Annotated in this window: 17 protein-coding genes; 8 read left to right on the top strand and 9 right to left on the bottom strand. The window is 52.4% G+C overall.

The features are described from left to right. Window positions 1-74: 74 nt before the first annotated feature. The 4 genes from ABJG22_RS10620 to ABJG22_RS10635 all read right to left on the bottom strand — a co-directional run bounded on the left by ABJG22_RS10620 (window position 75) and on the right by ABJG22_RS10635 (window position 2747). Window positions 75-1106: a nucleotidyltransferase family protein gene (locus tag ABJG22_RS10620; protein ID WP_348020350.1), complete on the bottom strand. Its 1032-nt coding sequence runs from the start codon at window positions 1104-1106 to the stop codon at window positions 75-77. Next, entirely contained in the window at window positions 1106-1966 is an 861-nt protein-coding gene (locus ABJG22_RS10625; protein WP_348020198.1) for an HprK-related kinase A, read from the bottom strand. The genes ABJG22_RS10620 and ABJG22_RS10625 overlap by 1 nt, the downstream gene beginning before the upstream one ends. Window positions 1967-1974: 8 nt before the next feature. Continuing rightward, window positions 1975-2259 (bottom strand): HPr-rel-A system PqqD family peptide chaperone, encoded by a 285-nt coding sequence (locus tag ABJG22_RS10630; RefSeq protein ID WP_348020199.1) that lies wholly within the window; start codon window positions 2257-2259, stop codon window positions 1975-1977. A gap of 71 nt (window positions 2260-2330) precedes the next feature. Beyond that, window positions 2331-2747: a hypothetical protein gene (locus ABJG22_RS10635; RefSeq protein WP_348020351.1), complete on the bottom strand. Its 417-nt coding sequence runs from the start codon at window positions 2745-2747 to the stop codon at window positions 2331-2333. 237 nt (window positions 2748-2984) lie between these two features. Between ABJG22_RS10635 and ABJG22_RS10640 the strand changes: the two genes are divergently transcribed. From ABJG22_RS10640 to phoB, 7 genes are all read left to right on the top strand, one after another. Then, entirely contained in the window at window positions 2985-4223 is a 1239-nt protein-coding gene (locus ABJG22_RS10640) for an ATP-binding protein (protein ID WP_348020200.1), read from the top strand. A gap of 214 nt (window positions 4224-4437) precedes the next feature. Next, the gene (locus tag ABJG22_RS10645; protein ID WP_348020201.1) at window positions 4438-5481 is read left to right on the top strand and encodes a substrate-binding domain-containing protein; all 1044 of its coding nucleotides are present in this window, start codon (window positions 4438-4440) and stop codon (window positions 5479-5481) included. A 59-nt stretch (window positions 5482-5540) separates the two neighbouring features. Then, window positions 5541-6926 (top strand): phosphate ABC transporter permease subunit PstC, encoded by a 1386-nt coding sequence (pstC, locus tag ABJG22_RS10650; RefSeq protein WP_348020202.1) that lies wholly within the window; start codon window positions 5541-5543, stop codon window positions 6924-6926. After that, window positions 6919-8181 (top strand): phosphate ABC transporter permease PstA, encoded by a 1263-nt coding sequence (pstA, locus tag ABJG22_RS10655; protein WP_348020203.1) that lies wholly within the window; start codon window positions 6919-6921, stop codon window positions 8179-8181. Before pstC ends, pstA begins: the two co-directional genes overlap by 8 nt. A gap of 52 nt (window positions 8182-8233) precedes the next feature. Further along, on the top strand, window positions 8234-9031 hold the full coding sequence (pstB, locus tag ABJG22_RS10660; protein ID WP_348020204.1) for a phosphate ABC transporter ATP-binding protein PstB: 798 nt from the start codon (window positions 8234-8236) through the stop codon (window positions 9029-9031). 24 nt (window positions 9032-9055) lie between these two features. After that, the gene (gene phoU / locus ABJG22_RS10665; RefSeq protein ID WP_348020205.1) at window positions 9056-9778 is read left to right on the top strand and encodes a phosphate signaling complex protein PhoU; all 723 of its coding nucleotides are present in this window, start codon (window positions 9056-9058) and stop codon (window positions 9776-9778) included. Next, window positions 9778-10479, top strand: a complete 702-nt coding sequence (gene phoB / locus ABJG22_RS10670; RefSeq protein WP_348020206.1) for a phosphate regulon transcriptional regulator PhoB — start codon at window positions 9778-9780, stop codon at window positions 10477-10479. Before phoU ends, phoB begins: the two co-directional genes overlap by 1 nt. Before the next feature lie 9 nt (window positions 10480-10488). Here the strand turns inward: phoB and ABJG22_RS10675 are convergent, their stop codons facing one another. Both ABJG22_RS10675 and epsC read right to left on the bottom strand, forming a co-directional pair. Next, window positions 10489-10845 carry a DUF2794 domain-containing protein gene (locus tag ABJG22_RS10675; protein ID WP_348020207.1) on the bottom strand — a complete coding sequence of 119 codons (357 nt, stop codon included), beginning with the start codon at window positions 10843-10845 and terminating at the stop codon, window positions 10489-10491. Then, window positions 10842-11546: a serine O-acetyltransferase EpsC gene (gene epsC / locus ABJG22_RS10680; protein WP_348020208.1), complete on the bottom strand. Its 705-nt coding sequence runs from the start codon at window positions 11544-11546 to the stop codon at window positions 10842-10844. Before epsC ends, ABJG22_RS10675 begins: the two co-directional genes overlap by 4 nt. A gap of 154 nt (window positions 11547-11700) precedes the next feature. On the opposite strand from epsC, the gene ABJG22_RS10685 reads away from it, so the two are divergent. Beyond that, window positions 11701-12624: a LysR substrate-binding domain-containing protein gene (locus ABJG22_RS10685; RefSeq protein WP_348020209.1), complete on the top strand. Its 924-nt coding sequence runs from the start codon at window positions 11701-11703 to the stop codon at window positions 12622-12624. Between the two features lie 10 nt (window positions 12625-12634). Here ABJG22_RS10685 and ABJG22_RS10690 read toward each other — a convergent pair whose 3' ends face one another. The 3 genes from ABJG22_RS10690 to pgsA are packed head-to-tail and all read right to left on the bottom strand — an operon-like array spanning window position 12635 to window position 13910. Further along, a complete protein-coding gene (locus ABJG22_RS10690) occupies window positions 12635-13078 on the bottom strand; it encodes a molybdenum cofactor biosynthesis protein MoaE (RefSeq protein WP_348020210.1) in 444 nt (147 codons plus the stop codon). Then, window positions 13075-13338, bottom strand: coding sequence for a MoaD/ThiS family protein (locus tag ABJG22_RS10695; protein ID WP_348020211.1), 264 nt, complete (start codon window positions 13336-13338; stop codon window positions 13075-13077). Before ABJG22_RS10695 ends, ABJG22_RS10690 begins: the two co-directional genes overlap by 4 nt. Further along, the gene (gene pgsA, locus ABJG22_RS10700) at window positions 13338-13910 is read right to left on the bottom strand and encodes a CDP-diacylglycerol--glycerol-3-phosphate 3-phosphatidyltransferase (RefSeq protein WP_348020352.1); all 573 of its coding nucleotides are present in this window, start codon (window positions 13908-13910) and stop codon (window positions 13338-13340) included. Before pgsA ends, ABJG22_RS10695 begins: the two co-directional genes overlap by 1 nt. Window positions 13911-13926 lie beyond the last annotated feature (16 nt).

Genomic DNA, 13926 nt, shown 5'->3' on the forward strand with positions numbered 1-13926 from the left:
GTCGACCGATTTGCACCAGCTAATGCCACGCCCAGCAAGCTTAAGCCAGTCCGTTTATCCACGCATAGGCGGGTTCAATTCGCGGGCATTCCACCCTTGCGCCATTTGGTCCATAAATGCCGAGCAAGCATTATTGGTGGCATCCGCAACCAATGGGAACGGACATAGAAAGCAAATCTTGTCAATTTTCGTGTTTCCCGACCAAATCCATCCCGTGCCAGCAGTCGCCGAACATAGAAACAGTCCGAGAAATGGCCTGGTTCCGACGGACCATCCGGAACCGGCGTCCCATATAGTCGCGCCGCAAGACGCAACGCTCGACCCAACTCCCTGCCCAGTCCATGGAATGCGGCACGGGCAGCAAGTGCTTGCCAGAACCCATCATCCGTTTCGGCAAAGTCCCGCAGCAGAAGATTGATATCCCATAGATTCCGCAATCCCCCTGCCAGATCGCCATCGGCAAACAGATGCGCGATCGAATGCAGCACCATGTCCGTCGGTTTCATCAAATAGAGGCCGTTGTCCAACCGGACCGCAGACTCCAATATAGCATTGGCATCCGGACTAGGCCGAGCGGTTAGAGGCAATATCGTGTGATGAACATCGATCATCCGGTCCCGCTCACGGTGAATCAGCGGCGGCAATTCGTGCATATGCTCTCGATAATATTGGTCATCATAGGGATCCGGCTTCACCCATTCCCATCCTGCATCAAGCAACGCGGGTTCCACGACCGGCAAATCTTCCCGCTGCACCATGATATCGAGATCACCGATACTGCGTCCGACGCCAGCGGACAGGTTAGCCGCGACATAGGCAGTGCCCTTCATCAGGACAATCTTGCCGGAATAATCTACCAAAGCCCTCTGGGCGCATTCTGCCTCCCACAAGGCCTGTTTCCGAACCAGATCATGTGCGCCAATGGCATCTTGCAAGACCGATCGTACCGCATTGGGTAAGCGAACGTCTTGAAGTCGATGGGCCAGCGAACCGATCAAAGACTCGGCGCGTGCTATGCTGACCAATTCCGTCCACTCGCCGCTGCTCAAAGCCTCGACGCTGTTGGGATCCCGCAGAGCACAGATTAACGGACGCGCATCACCCATCATGCGAGCTGGCTCCACAAGCTTTCGATCAATTCTTCCGCCTGCTCCAACGATTGATAGTCCATCGCCTGCGTGGGAACCGCATCCACGAAACGGGTGAGCGATTGAAAGCCAACCTCACCCAGCGCGACATAATTGGTAGAGGCTTGCGTTAATCGAACGAATATTTCTGATTTCCCCATGTCTCGCAATTCAGGCTCGTAGCCAAAACGCGGGAAAAGTAGCAACCCTGGCTTCGCGGGTTCATGCATCCGCACCACGGCCTCTTTCGGCGGCACAAGATGCCTTATATCTCCCTTTGGCGTGGCTTTCATTTCCGGACCAAAGCGGCTTTCCGGAACGGTCTGTTGCATGGCCGCTATGGCCTCATTCTTCAGACTGATGAGACGCGGAAACGGATGCATCTCTCCGGAATCAAGGTTCAACAAAGCAAATTCATCACCCATGAACCGCCAGCCTCTCTCGGCCAGCATGGCGGACAGAGTCGACTTTCCGGAGCCCGAAAGGCCGGTCATAATCAGCGCCTTGCCATCCTTTTCAACGCTGCTGGCGTGGAGCAGCAAATGCCTCCGCCACCCCAATGCCATTTGGAGGTTCATTCCCATTTCTGCAGCCAGTAATCCCTGTGCAAGCGGTAAGGGAGCAGCATCAGGCAACCAGAAGTCTCCTCCAATATGGACCGACGGTCGGACAAATCGCCGCCACGGCTTTTCCGGCTCAAGCCGAACCGTAAAATCAACATGTTGATCCACCGGTTCCGGATAATCCTGATAGAGATTGGTCAACCGATCCAGCGGTTGGCGCCATGTCGAGGCAATCCGGAAAGCCGCGGGACCAATGTTCAGTGATATCTGATGCATCTGCCCCATCAGCCCGATACTTTCGATACCAAGCCAAGCAGGGACAGTTCTTCCAAGCGCGCCAAAACAATATCTTCTGCATCACCTTCGGTTTCGATATCAAACAAAGCGCTCAATCGAGATGCTATTTCGCTAGCCGCTAGCGGTGCATCCCCCATGACCTGCAACAGGTCCGGCGCCGGCTCGGCGAGCATATGGGTAATACCGGACGGGCGATGAAACAAGAGCGTCATGCTGTCCAGAGCATGCCAGATCAGATCATCTTGCGACGCCGCACGATATTTCTGAGTCATGATGGATTACCTGCGATTCTCGTCCGACATACCGGTCTGATAGCAGGCAAATGTAAAATGGAACTAAATTATTAGCGCGGCATCTGCAGAGAGGCATAGCAGGTAAAGCCACTTTGCCCAGATTGCAGCCTACGGATATAGTTCACATAGGCCCTCGACTGACGCCGCGATGTACCGGGAAGTCTCCGTCCCTGCATTGCACGACGTACTTCCTCGCCGGTAAAATTGCGGCCCGATGCCGGAAATGCGCCCGGTGTATCAGGAGGAACGATTGACCCACGTGCATCGATATATCCACCGGCAGCATGGTTGCCAGGAACCGGAATTTCGCAATTCATAACCGAGCCAACGGTTTGCGCCAAAGCGGGCTTGATGCTGACCACAGCCGAAGCCGTGACCGCACCCATCATTAGCGCACGACGGCGGTTTACGATTCCGTTTTTCTGGTCTTCAGTGACCGACGGTTCAGATGGATGTTCATCTTTCATCGAATTTATATCCATGGTTTCTCTTAACTTCAATTTTTATATAGACTGAAATTCCGTAAAAAGCGAGCAAACAGTACATCAGCCTTAGTTCAGTCTACAATCGGGACATCGACGCCGAAAAACCCAAACATAGAGCCGCTATCTCTGCCGCCCGACTTCCCATCACAAAACATTCCCATTGCCGACCCGATGACGCACCGCCTAAATAGAACGGATGAAAACCTCAGAATCGGCCAGATGACCTCTGTTTCCCCTCTTCGTTTGTTCGTTGCCCTCGCATTTATCGCGGGCGGCGGAATATTGGCGAGCCAAATGCCGCAATCTGGACAACAATTTATAGTCGTGATCGCGGCCGGGGCAATCGCCCTTTTCACCGTTTTACAGGATCCGCTGCCCACTGCTGCGCCGCCAACAGACTCTTTGGAGCGACAGCGCAAGAGGATCCTGTATCAGGGGCGAGCGGAAGCTTATCAGGACATCATCAACCCCATTTCCGATCCGATATTGTTAGTCCGCAACGCAAAGGTTGCCGCCGCCAATCCGGCAGCCGCCCAAATTTTGGGTGATCATATCGTCGGTGAAGACGTCCGAATTGCTATTCGTCACCCCGCCGCTGCGGATCGTTTGGCAAATCCCGACGCCCAACATACCGGACAGCCTATCCTGCTGGTTGGAGTTGGCAGCGCCGAGCAGCGATGGGAGTTACGTATTCACACCCTGCAAGATGGCCTTAAGCTGGTCCAACTTTCTGATCGGAGCAGTCGCTATGCTGCAGAAAGAATGCGCACGAACTTTGTTGCCAACGCCAGCCATGAACTGCGCACTCCGTTAGCGGCGATAAAGGGGTTTCTGGAAACTCTCGAAGACCCAAAGGCCGGCAAGGACGATGCTACACGCGCGCGGTTCCTGAAAATCATGTATGATGAGGCCGATCGTATGCAGCGTCTGGTCGAAGATCTGATGTCGCTTTCTCGAATCGAAGCGGAAAAATTTGAACTGCCTTCCGAAGAGGTAGATCTCCGTGATTTAGTCGGAGAAGCGCGTGATTTCTATATCAACAGCCGCGGCAAGAATGCAAAAGACATTCTGGTAAAACTGCCGACGGAAATACCTCTTATAAACGGCGACCGCGCCCAGTTATCGCAGGTTGTGAATAATCTGCTCAGCAATGCGTTCAAATATGGACGGAAAGGCACGCCGGTCACGATCAATGTAGCACCCAACAAAGCCGGCACAATGTTATATCTGGCGGTTAGCGATGAAGGAGAAGGCATCGCACCGGAACATATCCATCGACTGACGGAACGATTTTATCGCGTCGACAAAGGGCGTAGCAAATCGATTGGTGGGACGGGCCTTGGACTAGCCATCGTCAAACATATTTCTGAAAGACATGGTGGTCGAATGGAAATAACCAGCGAGGTAGGTAAAGGCACCACCGTATCCATGATGCTGCCTATTTCTAACAAATCTTAAAGCCATAGAGACCGGAACCACCGCATCGCATGAGCCGGTTTTCAGGGAAACATGCGCGGATAGAAAGTCCGCTGCGCCCACTGTAATATATCCGTAACATATCTGTAATGAGTAGGACATTGCACCTCCCTAGATACCAGCTAATCAAACACGCATTCAAGGTTTTTGGCGTTGTTGGCCAGGAATCATAAGTAGACCAATCAAGGATTTTTTCATGCTAAAGAAACTTGCTCTCTTAACAATTGCTACTCTCGCAACATCTGCCTGTCAGGATCAAGCTTCTGGCGGTCAGGGCGGCACGCGCGGCGAGATCCGGATCGTTGGATCTTCTACGGTTTTCCCATTCGCAAAGGCAGTGGCCGAGCAATTTAGCATCAATGGAGAAAATCCATCTCCGATCTTGGAGTCGACGGGCACAGGCGGTGGAATGAGCCTCTTCTGTGCGGGTGTCGGTGCAGACACGCCGGACATTGAAAATGCTTCGCGCCGGATCAAAGCCTCCGAGTTCGAAATGTGCCAGAGCAACGGTGTTACCGATGTGGTAGAAGTCAAAATCGGGATCGACGGAATCGCCATCGCACAAGCGAATAATGGCGCTGCTTTCTCTCTGACACCGACGCAGATATATAAGGCGATCGCAGAACGCCCGTTTGGGGAAGAAAACACTAGCGAAAAATGGTCAGATATTGATTCTTCTCTGCCTGATTTTGCGATCAGTGTTTACGGGCCGCCGTCTACTTCCGGTACGCGGGACGCACTTACCGAACTGATCATGGAAGTTGGTTGCGTCACGGACCCAGCAACAAAAGCGCTGAAGAAAACCGACAAAGAGAATTTTGATGCAATCTGTCACGAAGTCAGAGCAGATGGCGGCTATATTGATGCAGGGGAAAATGACAATCTCATCGTCCAAAAGCTGAAAGCCAATCCCAATAGTGTCGGTATTTTTGGGTATAGTTTCCTGGAAGAAAATCTAGACAGCGTTCGCGGTATTCCGGTTTCTGGCGTCAACCCAACCTATGATGCGATTGCATCAGGGGAATATCCCGGTGCCCGCCCACTCTATGTATATGTCAAGAAGCAGCATGTTGGCGTGATTCCCGGACTGCAGGAATATATGTCAGAGTTTATTAATGCCGGTACTCGTGATGGATATCTGGTGAAAGCTGGCTTGATTGCGTCTCCTGACGATGTTCGGGCCGAAATGACCGAAGTGGTGGCGGATATGAAACCACTTGCCGCTGACGATCTTAAGTAAAAGCTCTCGACCGGGCATTTTTTCCAGACGATTTTGATTCAGGGGCGGAACCAAATATTGTGACCAGTGCAACGCTGCTTTTTCTCGTTATCGGCTTGGGCCTTGTTGCGTGGTTTTTTGGTCGTTTAAAGGCGGCTGGACTGCAAACGGGTGGCAAAGGCTCTCGATCCGTTCTCCATTCCTTGCCGACCTATCACGGCTGGTATGTTGCACTTTGGGCGATTGTTCCCGCTGCAATTTTCATGGCGGTGTGGAGCGCCGTCAGTCCGGCATTGATAACCGATGCAGCACTGACCAGTCCCGCAGCGGCGCAATTGCCACAAGGTGGCTTCGCGCGCGGTGCGATTCTGTCAGAAGCCCGTGCCATTGCTTACCGCAATCAGGTAAACGCATTTAATCCGCTTTCCCAATCGATGGTCCAGCCCTATCGGGACGCTATCTCCTATTACCAGATGATCGGAGCCGTTGTCGCGCTACTCATGGTCTTTGCTTTCGGAGCCTTTGCATGGCTACGCATCAAACCTGATCTTCGCGCCCGCACGAAAATAGAACGTGTTACGATGTTCGTGCTGTTGTTAGCATCGCTCATCGCAATCATCACCACCGTAGGCATTTTCCTGTCATTGGTTTTTGAATCGGCGCGGTTTTTTTCCATGGTTTCGCCGATCGACTTTTTATTCGGAACCGAATGGAATCCAAAAGCCGTCGCTGGCCCCCGGGGTGAAACCGGATTTGGTGCGATCCCGCTTTTCTGGGGTACGGTTTTTATCGGCGCCATAATCGCGATGATCGTTGCAATCCCGCTCGGACTGATGAGCGCTATCTATCTCACGCAATATGCACCAGCCAAATTACGGTCTTGGATGAAACCTATATTGGAAGTTCTCGCTGGCGTTCCAACGGTCGTTTACGGATATTTTGCTGCCTTGACGGTGGCCCCTGCCCTGCGTGACTTGGCTGTTTCCATTGGCATTTCCAGCGCATCTTCGGAATCCGCCTTAGCGGCTGGTGTGGTCATGGGAATCATGATCATTCCGTTTGTTTCTTCGATGGCGGATGACAGCATCGCGGCCGTTCCAAGCGCAATGCGAGACGGATCGCTGGCAATGGGTGCCACGGATAGTGAAACCATCAAGAAGGTTCTTATCCCTGCGGCTCTGCCGGGCGTTGTCGGCGGCGTACTGTTAGCGGTAAGTCGCGCTATTGGTGAAACGATGATCGTGGTGATGGCTGCAGGCCTTGCTGCCAATATGACAGCCAATCCTTTTTCAAGTGTCACCACCGTCACCACACAGATCGTTCAGCTTTTGACCGGTGACCAAGAATTTGACAGTCCAAAAACATTGGCTGCCTTCGCCCTTGGTCTCGTCTTGTTCATTGTAACTTTGCTGCTCAACCTCATCGCCTTGCGCGTGGTCAAAAAATACCGGGAAGCTTATGAATAGTCTAACCGAAACGAAACGTCAGCCGACCGACTGGCAAGGCCCGGAAATGCAAAAACGCATTGCAGGCCGCTATGCCGCCGAACGTCGATTCAAGGCGATGGGTATGGCTGCGATCATATTGTCAGCCGGTTTTCTTGCTTTTCTGCTGGTCGTCATGGTGGGCAACGGGTTTCTTGGCTTCACCCAGACCGAGTTACCTGTAGAAATCGACTTTCCCGCTGCGACCGGCGGAGCTTCTCCCAGCCAGTTTGAAGGCCCCAATGCGAGCGCAAACCTCCAATCCATGGGGCTGCGCGAAATTGTCGATACCAGCATAGAAATCCAATATGGACAGGATGGCACGGAACTCTTCTCACCCGGTGGTTGGACCGCCGTCAGCGCCCAGCTGCTGAACGATCCGGAATTGGTTGAGCAGAAAACAACAATCTATCTGCCGGTCAATTCTGATTTGGACGTCGCGTATAAAGACGTCGGCAATCCCGAAGCGGAACAAAAAATCGAGGAATTGGGAGACCAGCTCTCTACCGGATTCAACTGGAATTTCCTGAGCCATTCGGACGCTACCGACCCTATGCAGGTTGGCGTGTGGGGGGCATTTAAAGGCTCTCTGATCACCATGATTGTGACGTTGCTGCTGGCTTTTCCAGTGGGCGTGTTGGCCGCGCTCTACCTGGAGGAATATGCTCCAGAAAACCGTCTAACGGACCTGATTGAAGTTTCGATCAACAATCTGGCGGCGGTTCCCTCGATAATCTTCGGCCTGCTCGGATTGGCAGTGTTTTTAAATTTCTTCGGCATGCCGCGTTCCGGCGCGTTGGTGGGTGGTTTGACCCTCGCGCTGATGACGATGCCGGTGATTGTTATTTCGGGACGCAATGCGGTGAAGTCGGTACCGCCGTCTATCCGCGAAGCCGCTCTCGGTATCGGGGCAAGCCCGCTGCAAGTGGTGTTCCACCATGTTCTGCCACTCGCGCTTCCTGGTATATTGACCGGTACCATCATCGGCATGGCCAGAGCATTGGGCGAAACCGCTCCTCTGCTGATGATCGGTATGCGGGCCTTCATCGCGACACCGCCAAGCGGCATAACCGATCCAGCAACGGTTTTACCCGTTCAGATATTCCTATGGTCCGATGAAGTTGACCGCGGTTTTGTCGAGAAAACATCCGCAGCAATCATTGTGCTATTACTATTCCTCCTGACCATGAACGCACTAGCGATTTATCTCCGCAATCGCTTCGAAACCCGTTGGTAGGTGCCCAATGAATGATGACCAGAAAATGCAAGAACCGAGTGAAAGCGTAAATATGACAGATTCGGCTACGACAGGCGCGACAACCGACATAGGCACGCCGAAAATGACGGCTCGCAATGTCGATGTTTTCTATGGCGAGAAACAAGCGATCAAAAATGTGTCCATCGATGTGAGCATGGATAATGTGACCGCGTTCATTGGTCCGTCTGGCTGCGGTAAATCAACCTTCCTACGCTGCATGAACCGGATGAATGACACGATCCCGATCGCACGCGTCACCGGGGATATAATGCTGGAAGGCGAAGATATTTATGCGCCGAAAATGGACGTCGTGCAGTTGCGCGCCAGGGTCGGCATGGTGTTTCAGAAACCCAACCCCTTCCCCAAGTCCATTTACGACAATATCGCTTATGGACCACGCATCCACGGACTTGCGACCGGTAAGGATGAGCTGGATCATATTGTAGAATCCTCTTTGCAGCGCGCCGGCCTTTGGGGCGAAGTGAAGGATCGATTGCTGGACAGCGGCACAGCATTGTCCGGCGGTCAACAGCAGCGCCTGTGTATCGCCCGTGCGATTGCGGTCGATCCCGAAGTGATCCTGATGGACGAGCCATGCTCGGCACTCGATCCGATCGCCACTGCAAAAATCGAAGAGCTGATTCATGAATTGCGCGGCAAATATGCTATCGTCATTGTGACGCATAACATGCAGCAAGCCGCCCGTGTGTCGCAAAAAACGGCCTTTTTCCATCTCGGAACTCTAGTGGAATATGGCGATACAACGGATATCTTCACCAATCCGGGCGAAGAAAAGACACGGGACTACATCACCGGTCGATACGGCTGATATACAGATTGTTAGGAACAGATAATGGTCAATAGTGGGACAGAACATACCGTCAAAGCCTTCGATTCTGACATCAACGAATTGCGGGGAATGGTTGCCGAAATCGGCGGTCGCAGCGAGCAAGCCATTGCCAAGGCAATGCGCGCATTGGAAAATAGCGATCTCGACCTCGCTGCCGAAGTCGTCCGGGAAGACAAGTTAATCGACGAACTCGAAAAACGGATCGACGAGTTGACCTTTCAGACGATCGCCCTGCGCGCACCCATGGCCGATGATCTGCGAGAATTAATCGCGACATTCAAAATTTCCGGCGTGGTCGAACGCATTGGTGATTACGCCAAAAATATCGCGAAGCGGGTTCCGCTGGTCACCAAGACGCATCGTCTGACACCGATCTCGCTTCTGCCTTCCATGTCGAAAATCGCGAGCGAACTGGTTCGCGATTCGCTCGACGCCTTTGCACGACGCGACGCCGAATTGGCTATCGAAGTGAACCGACGCGATCAAATTGTCGATGATTTCTACAACAGTATCTTCCGTGCCGTTATCACCCATATGATCGAAAACCCGAAAGATATTGGTGAAGCAGCCCATCTTCTGTTCATCGCCAAAAACCTCGAGCGCATCGGTGATCATGCCACCAATGTTGCAGAGATGGTCTATTTTGCCGCGACCGGTGAACCGATGCCGGAACGAACCCGCGGAGAGAATCCGACAGACGATGCATCGGGTGACGGGACTGATTAATGCCAAATGCAAAATTATTGCTAGTAGAAGACGACGCAGCGCTTGCCGAACTCTTGTCCTGGAATTTTAAGAAAGAAGAATATGATGTCATCCACACGTCGGATGGCGAGGAAGCACTGCTACTCGTGCAGGAGCACCGTCCAGACGTTATATTGCTCGACTGGATGCTCGAAAGCCTATCCGGAATAGAAGTTTGCCGTCGCCTGCGCCGGTCATCGGAAACAGCCAATATTCCGATCATCATGCTTACGGCAAGAGGCGAAGAAGAAGACAAGATTCGTGGACTGGAAACCGGCGCGGATGATTATATTACCAAACCTTTCAGTCCTCGCGAATTGATCGCTCGGGTCAAAGCGGTTCTGCGCCGTGTCCGGCCGGCGCTTGCGGGCGAGAAACTAAGCTTTGGTGACCTCGAGATGGATGCAGTGGGACATAAGGTCAAACGCGACGGCGAAACCATACCGCTGGGCCCAACAGAATTTCGTCTGCTTCGGCATTTTCTCGAACATCCCAACTGGGTCTTTTCCCGGGAACGCCTCCTCGACAGTGTTTGGGGACAGGATAGCGATATCGAACTACGCACCGTGGATGTCCATATCAGACGGTTGCGCAAAGCCCTGAACGCCAACGGGCGGCCGGATATCATCCGCACGGTTCGGTCAGCAGGCTATGCACTCGATACCGACGCCGTTGAAGTCTAGACGGCCAGCCTATTCAACAACCAGTTTCAAAAGCTTGCGCTCAACCGGGGCCAAAACACCCGCCAAATCATGACCACGCTTCAGAATTTGGCCTTGCTCACCATGTAAAGACCACATGCCTTGCCGGTTTCGGTCTGCGGGGCGTTTTTCTATCCGTATTTGAGGTCGTTCGGACGCACGGCGAAAGGCCGCAAAAATGGCAACATCCTGTCGCATGTCCATCGCATAATCTTTCCAATGGCCCGCTGATACCATGCGACCATATAGGTTGAGGATACGTTCCAATTCTCGTCGTTCAAACCCTACTTGTGAGGGCAGGTTTTTCTGCGGGAAGACCGCGACATTCGATTCAGCGGAACGCTTCAAGCGCGATCACGCCCCTCTGCGATATTGTCTTCAGTCCCTTCATCCCGCTCTTTAGCGAAGGCAGCCATGCGTTTCTGCAACTGCTCCATCTCGCATTGCAAAATTTCCAACTTTTGCGTGGAGGGATCAAAAACCTCGCTGCAAGGCGTCCCATATGGAACAAAGTCTTTTTGATATTCTGTCGCTTCGACCAATGTCGGTCGCGCCCGTACACCAACCATCGTGGCTCCTTCGGGTACGTCCTGTGTCACAACCGCATTAGCACCCACGCGCGACCGCTTGCCAACCGTAACGGGGCCAAGCACCTGCGCACCGGAACCCAGAATGACGTCATCTTCAATGGTCGGATGGCGCTTACCACCAACTCCGTTGGTAGGATTGGTTCCCCCCAATGTCACACATTGATAAATCGTTACATTGTCGCCGATTTCGACGGTTTCTCCGATGACCGTGAAGCCATGATCAATGAACAAATGCCGACCGATTTTTGCACCCGGATGAATGTCGATCGCGGTAAAGAAACGCGAAAAATGGTTGATAAACCGGGCACAGAAATAGAGCTCCCCCTTGAACAACCAATGGGCGAAACGGTGCAGACCAAGCGCCAACACACCGGGATATAGCAATACTTCCCAGCGCGATCGCGGTGCCGGATCGCGTGCCTTTATGGAATCTAGATAGGCGCCAAGTTCCCGAAACATAAATATTCTCCGGATGTTGCGAAGACTCATAAAATAGGCGCAGCAAAGGAGTATTTCCAGTCCTTTTTTGCAACCGAAATTTGTTCATGCTTTCCAAGGCCTCCATAATCACTATATTAGATCAATGCCCAAATACTGATCGAAAGATTCGATAATGTCGACCTATCTCCCCACGCTCAAACAACTCCAATATCTGGTGGCACTGAAAGAACATGGCCATTTCGGCAAAGCCGCCGAGTCTTGCTTTGTCACCCAGTCCACATTGTCCGCTGGTATAAAGGAGCTGGAAGCCCTCCTCGATATCGTTTTGGTAGAGCGCACACGGCGCGTGGTCCGTTTTACGGAACTCGGCAACCAAATGGTGGAAAAGGCCTATCGTATTCTGCGCGAAGCCGAAGAGCTTTCGGAAATGGCGCGCTCTGCAGGCAAGCCTTTGGCCGGCGATATCAGGATGAGCGTTATCCCAACAATCGCGCCGTTTCTTCTACCACGTTTGCTGCCGCAACTGCGCAAGGAACGTCCCGAACTCAAGCTATACCTAAAAGAGGAAACCAGCCAAGCGGCTTGCGATTCTTTACATCACGGCCATGCGGATTGTGTCCTGCTTGCGCAGCCATTCCCTTGTGGTGACGTGGAATCCGAAGTCTTGTTCAGTGATGAGATATTCGTGGCTTTCCCAAAAGACGACCCACGTGATCCTCCGCCGCAAGTGGATCCGGCGACCATCGATGAAACGCGGCTCCTTCTATTGGAGGATGGTCATTGCCTCAAAGACCATGCGCTTGCGGCGTGCAATCGGCCAGAGTTGAGAGCTTCAGCGCGGATGATGGGGACTTCTCTCCACACATTGGTGCAAATGGTCGACAATGATCTCGGCCTAACCCTGCTGCCCAAAATGGCGATCGATAGCGGCATATTGAATCACACCAATATCGTTGCAAGGCCGCTGAAATCGGAACGCGCATCACGGGATATTGCGTTGGTGTGGCGCAAAAACAGTCCGAGACGCAGCGAATTTCAACTTTTGGCGGAAATCATGAAAGGTGCACAGGATTGGGTGTCAAAAGCCCACTCATAATCCGCTCTTTCTATGCATTCCATTTTTCCGATGCTTCCACATCCGAAGCGCGTTCCTCGATCCATTTGGTTTTACCATCGATGCGCGTTTCTTTTTTCCAAAATGGCGCAACGGTTTTCAACCGGTCCATGATAAATGAACAGGATTCTATCGCCGCTTCGCGATGATCCGACCCCGTCACTACAAGAACGATATTATCCCCAACGGTTAATTTTCCGACGCGGTGGACGATGGTAATCGCGTGAAGCGACCATTTGGATCGTGCCGTTTCGGCAATCTCCAACAGCGCCTTTTGCGTCATTGCTGGATAATGTTCTAATTCTAGGGTTTCCAGATTTCCATCATCGCGAACCTGACCAACGAAACTGGATATCGCCCCGCCGCCCTGCCCGGCCACTTTTGCAGATTCTGCACCAATATCAAAATCTGCCGGGCCAACCTCAACCCTAATCATCCGCCTGTCACCGGGGGGAAAATCGCCAATTCTTGTGCCGCCCCTATCTCGGACGCCGGAAGACCATAGTCTTGATCGAGAGCAAAGCGGAGCTTCTCAACATCAGAAAAAATATCTGCATAAGTATCGCTGCGATTTTTGAGAACGTCCAGAACATCAGAAATGGTCTTTACGCCACCTCCGATAGCGATGTTTTCTTCCTCGAGGCCAAGTCGTTCGCGCACCCAAGCGAAATATACTATTTTAATCGAACGATCCATCAGTCCATGTGCTTCAAGCCGACACGGAGATAGTCCCATCCGGTAATCAAGGTCAAAATCGCCGCCGCCCACAATGTCCACAAGCCAACCGATTGAATGACCGGGAAATGCGGCAGCCCGCCCGCTAGGATCAAGGCACCAAGAGCAATCATCTGAAATCCGGTTTTCCACTTAGCCAGCTGGGAAACTGGTACACTGACTTGCAAACCTGCCAAAAATTCGCGTAGCCCCGACACCGTGATCTCACGCAACAGAATGATAATGGCTGCTATGACGTGCCATCCGCTGATATCTCGCGTGAATATCAACATCAGCACCACGGCAGCAACCATGATCTTATCGGCGATCGGATCGAGGAAAATACCAAGCTTAGAAACGGTACCCTGCGAACGCGCAAGATATCCATCAAAATAATCGGTAACAGCCATCAGGCAATACAAGCCAAAGGCAAGAAGATAGTCGAGGGTCATAGGCTGTGACCCCATCAGATCGAACTTCGGCCACAGCAGAAAAACTAGAATCGGCACCGCAAATATTCGCGAAAGTGTCAATATATTCGGTAGGTTCAGCATAGTGACTTTCGCATAG

This window comes from Parasphingorhabdus sp. (assembly GCF_039939955.1).
Classification (GTDB): domain Bacteria; phylum Pseudomonadota; class Alphaproteobacteria; order Sphingomonadales; family Sphingomonadaceae; genus Parasphingorhabdus.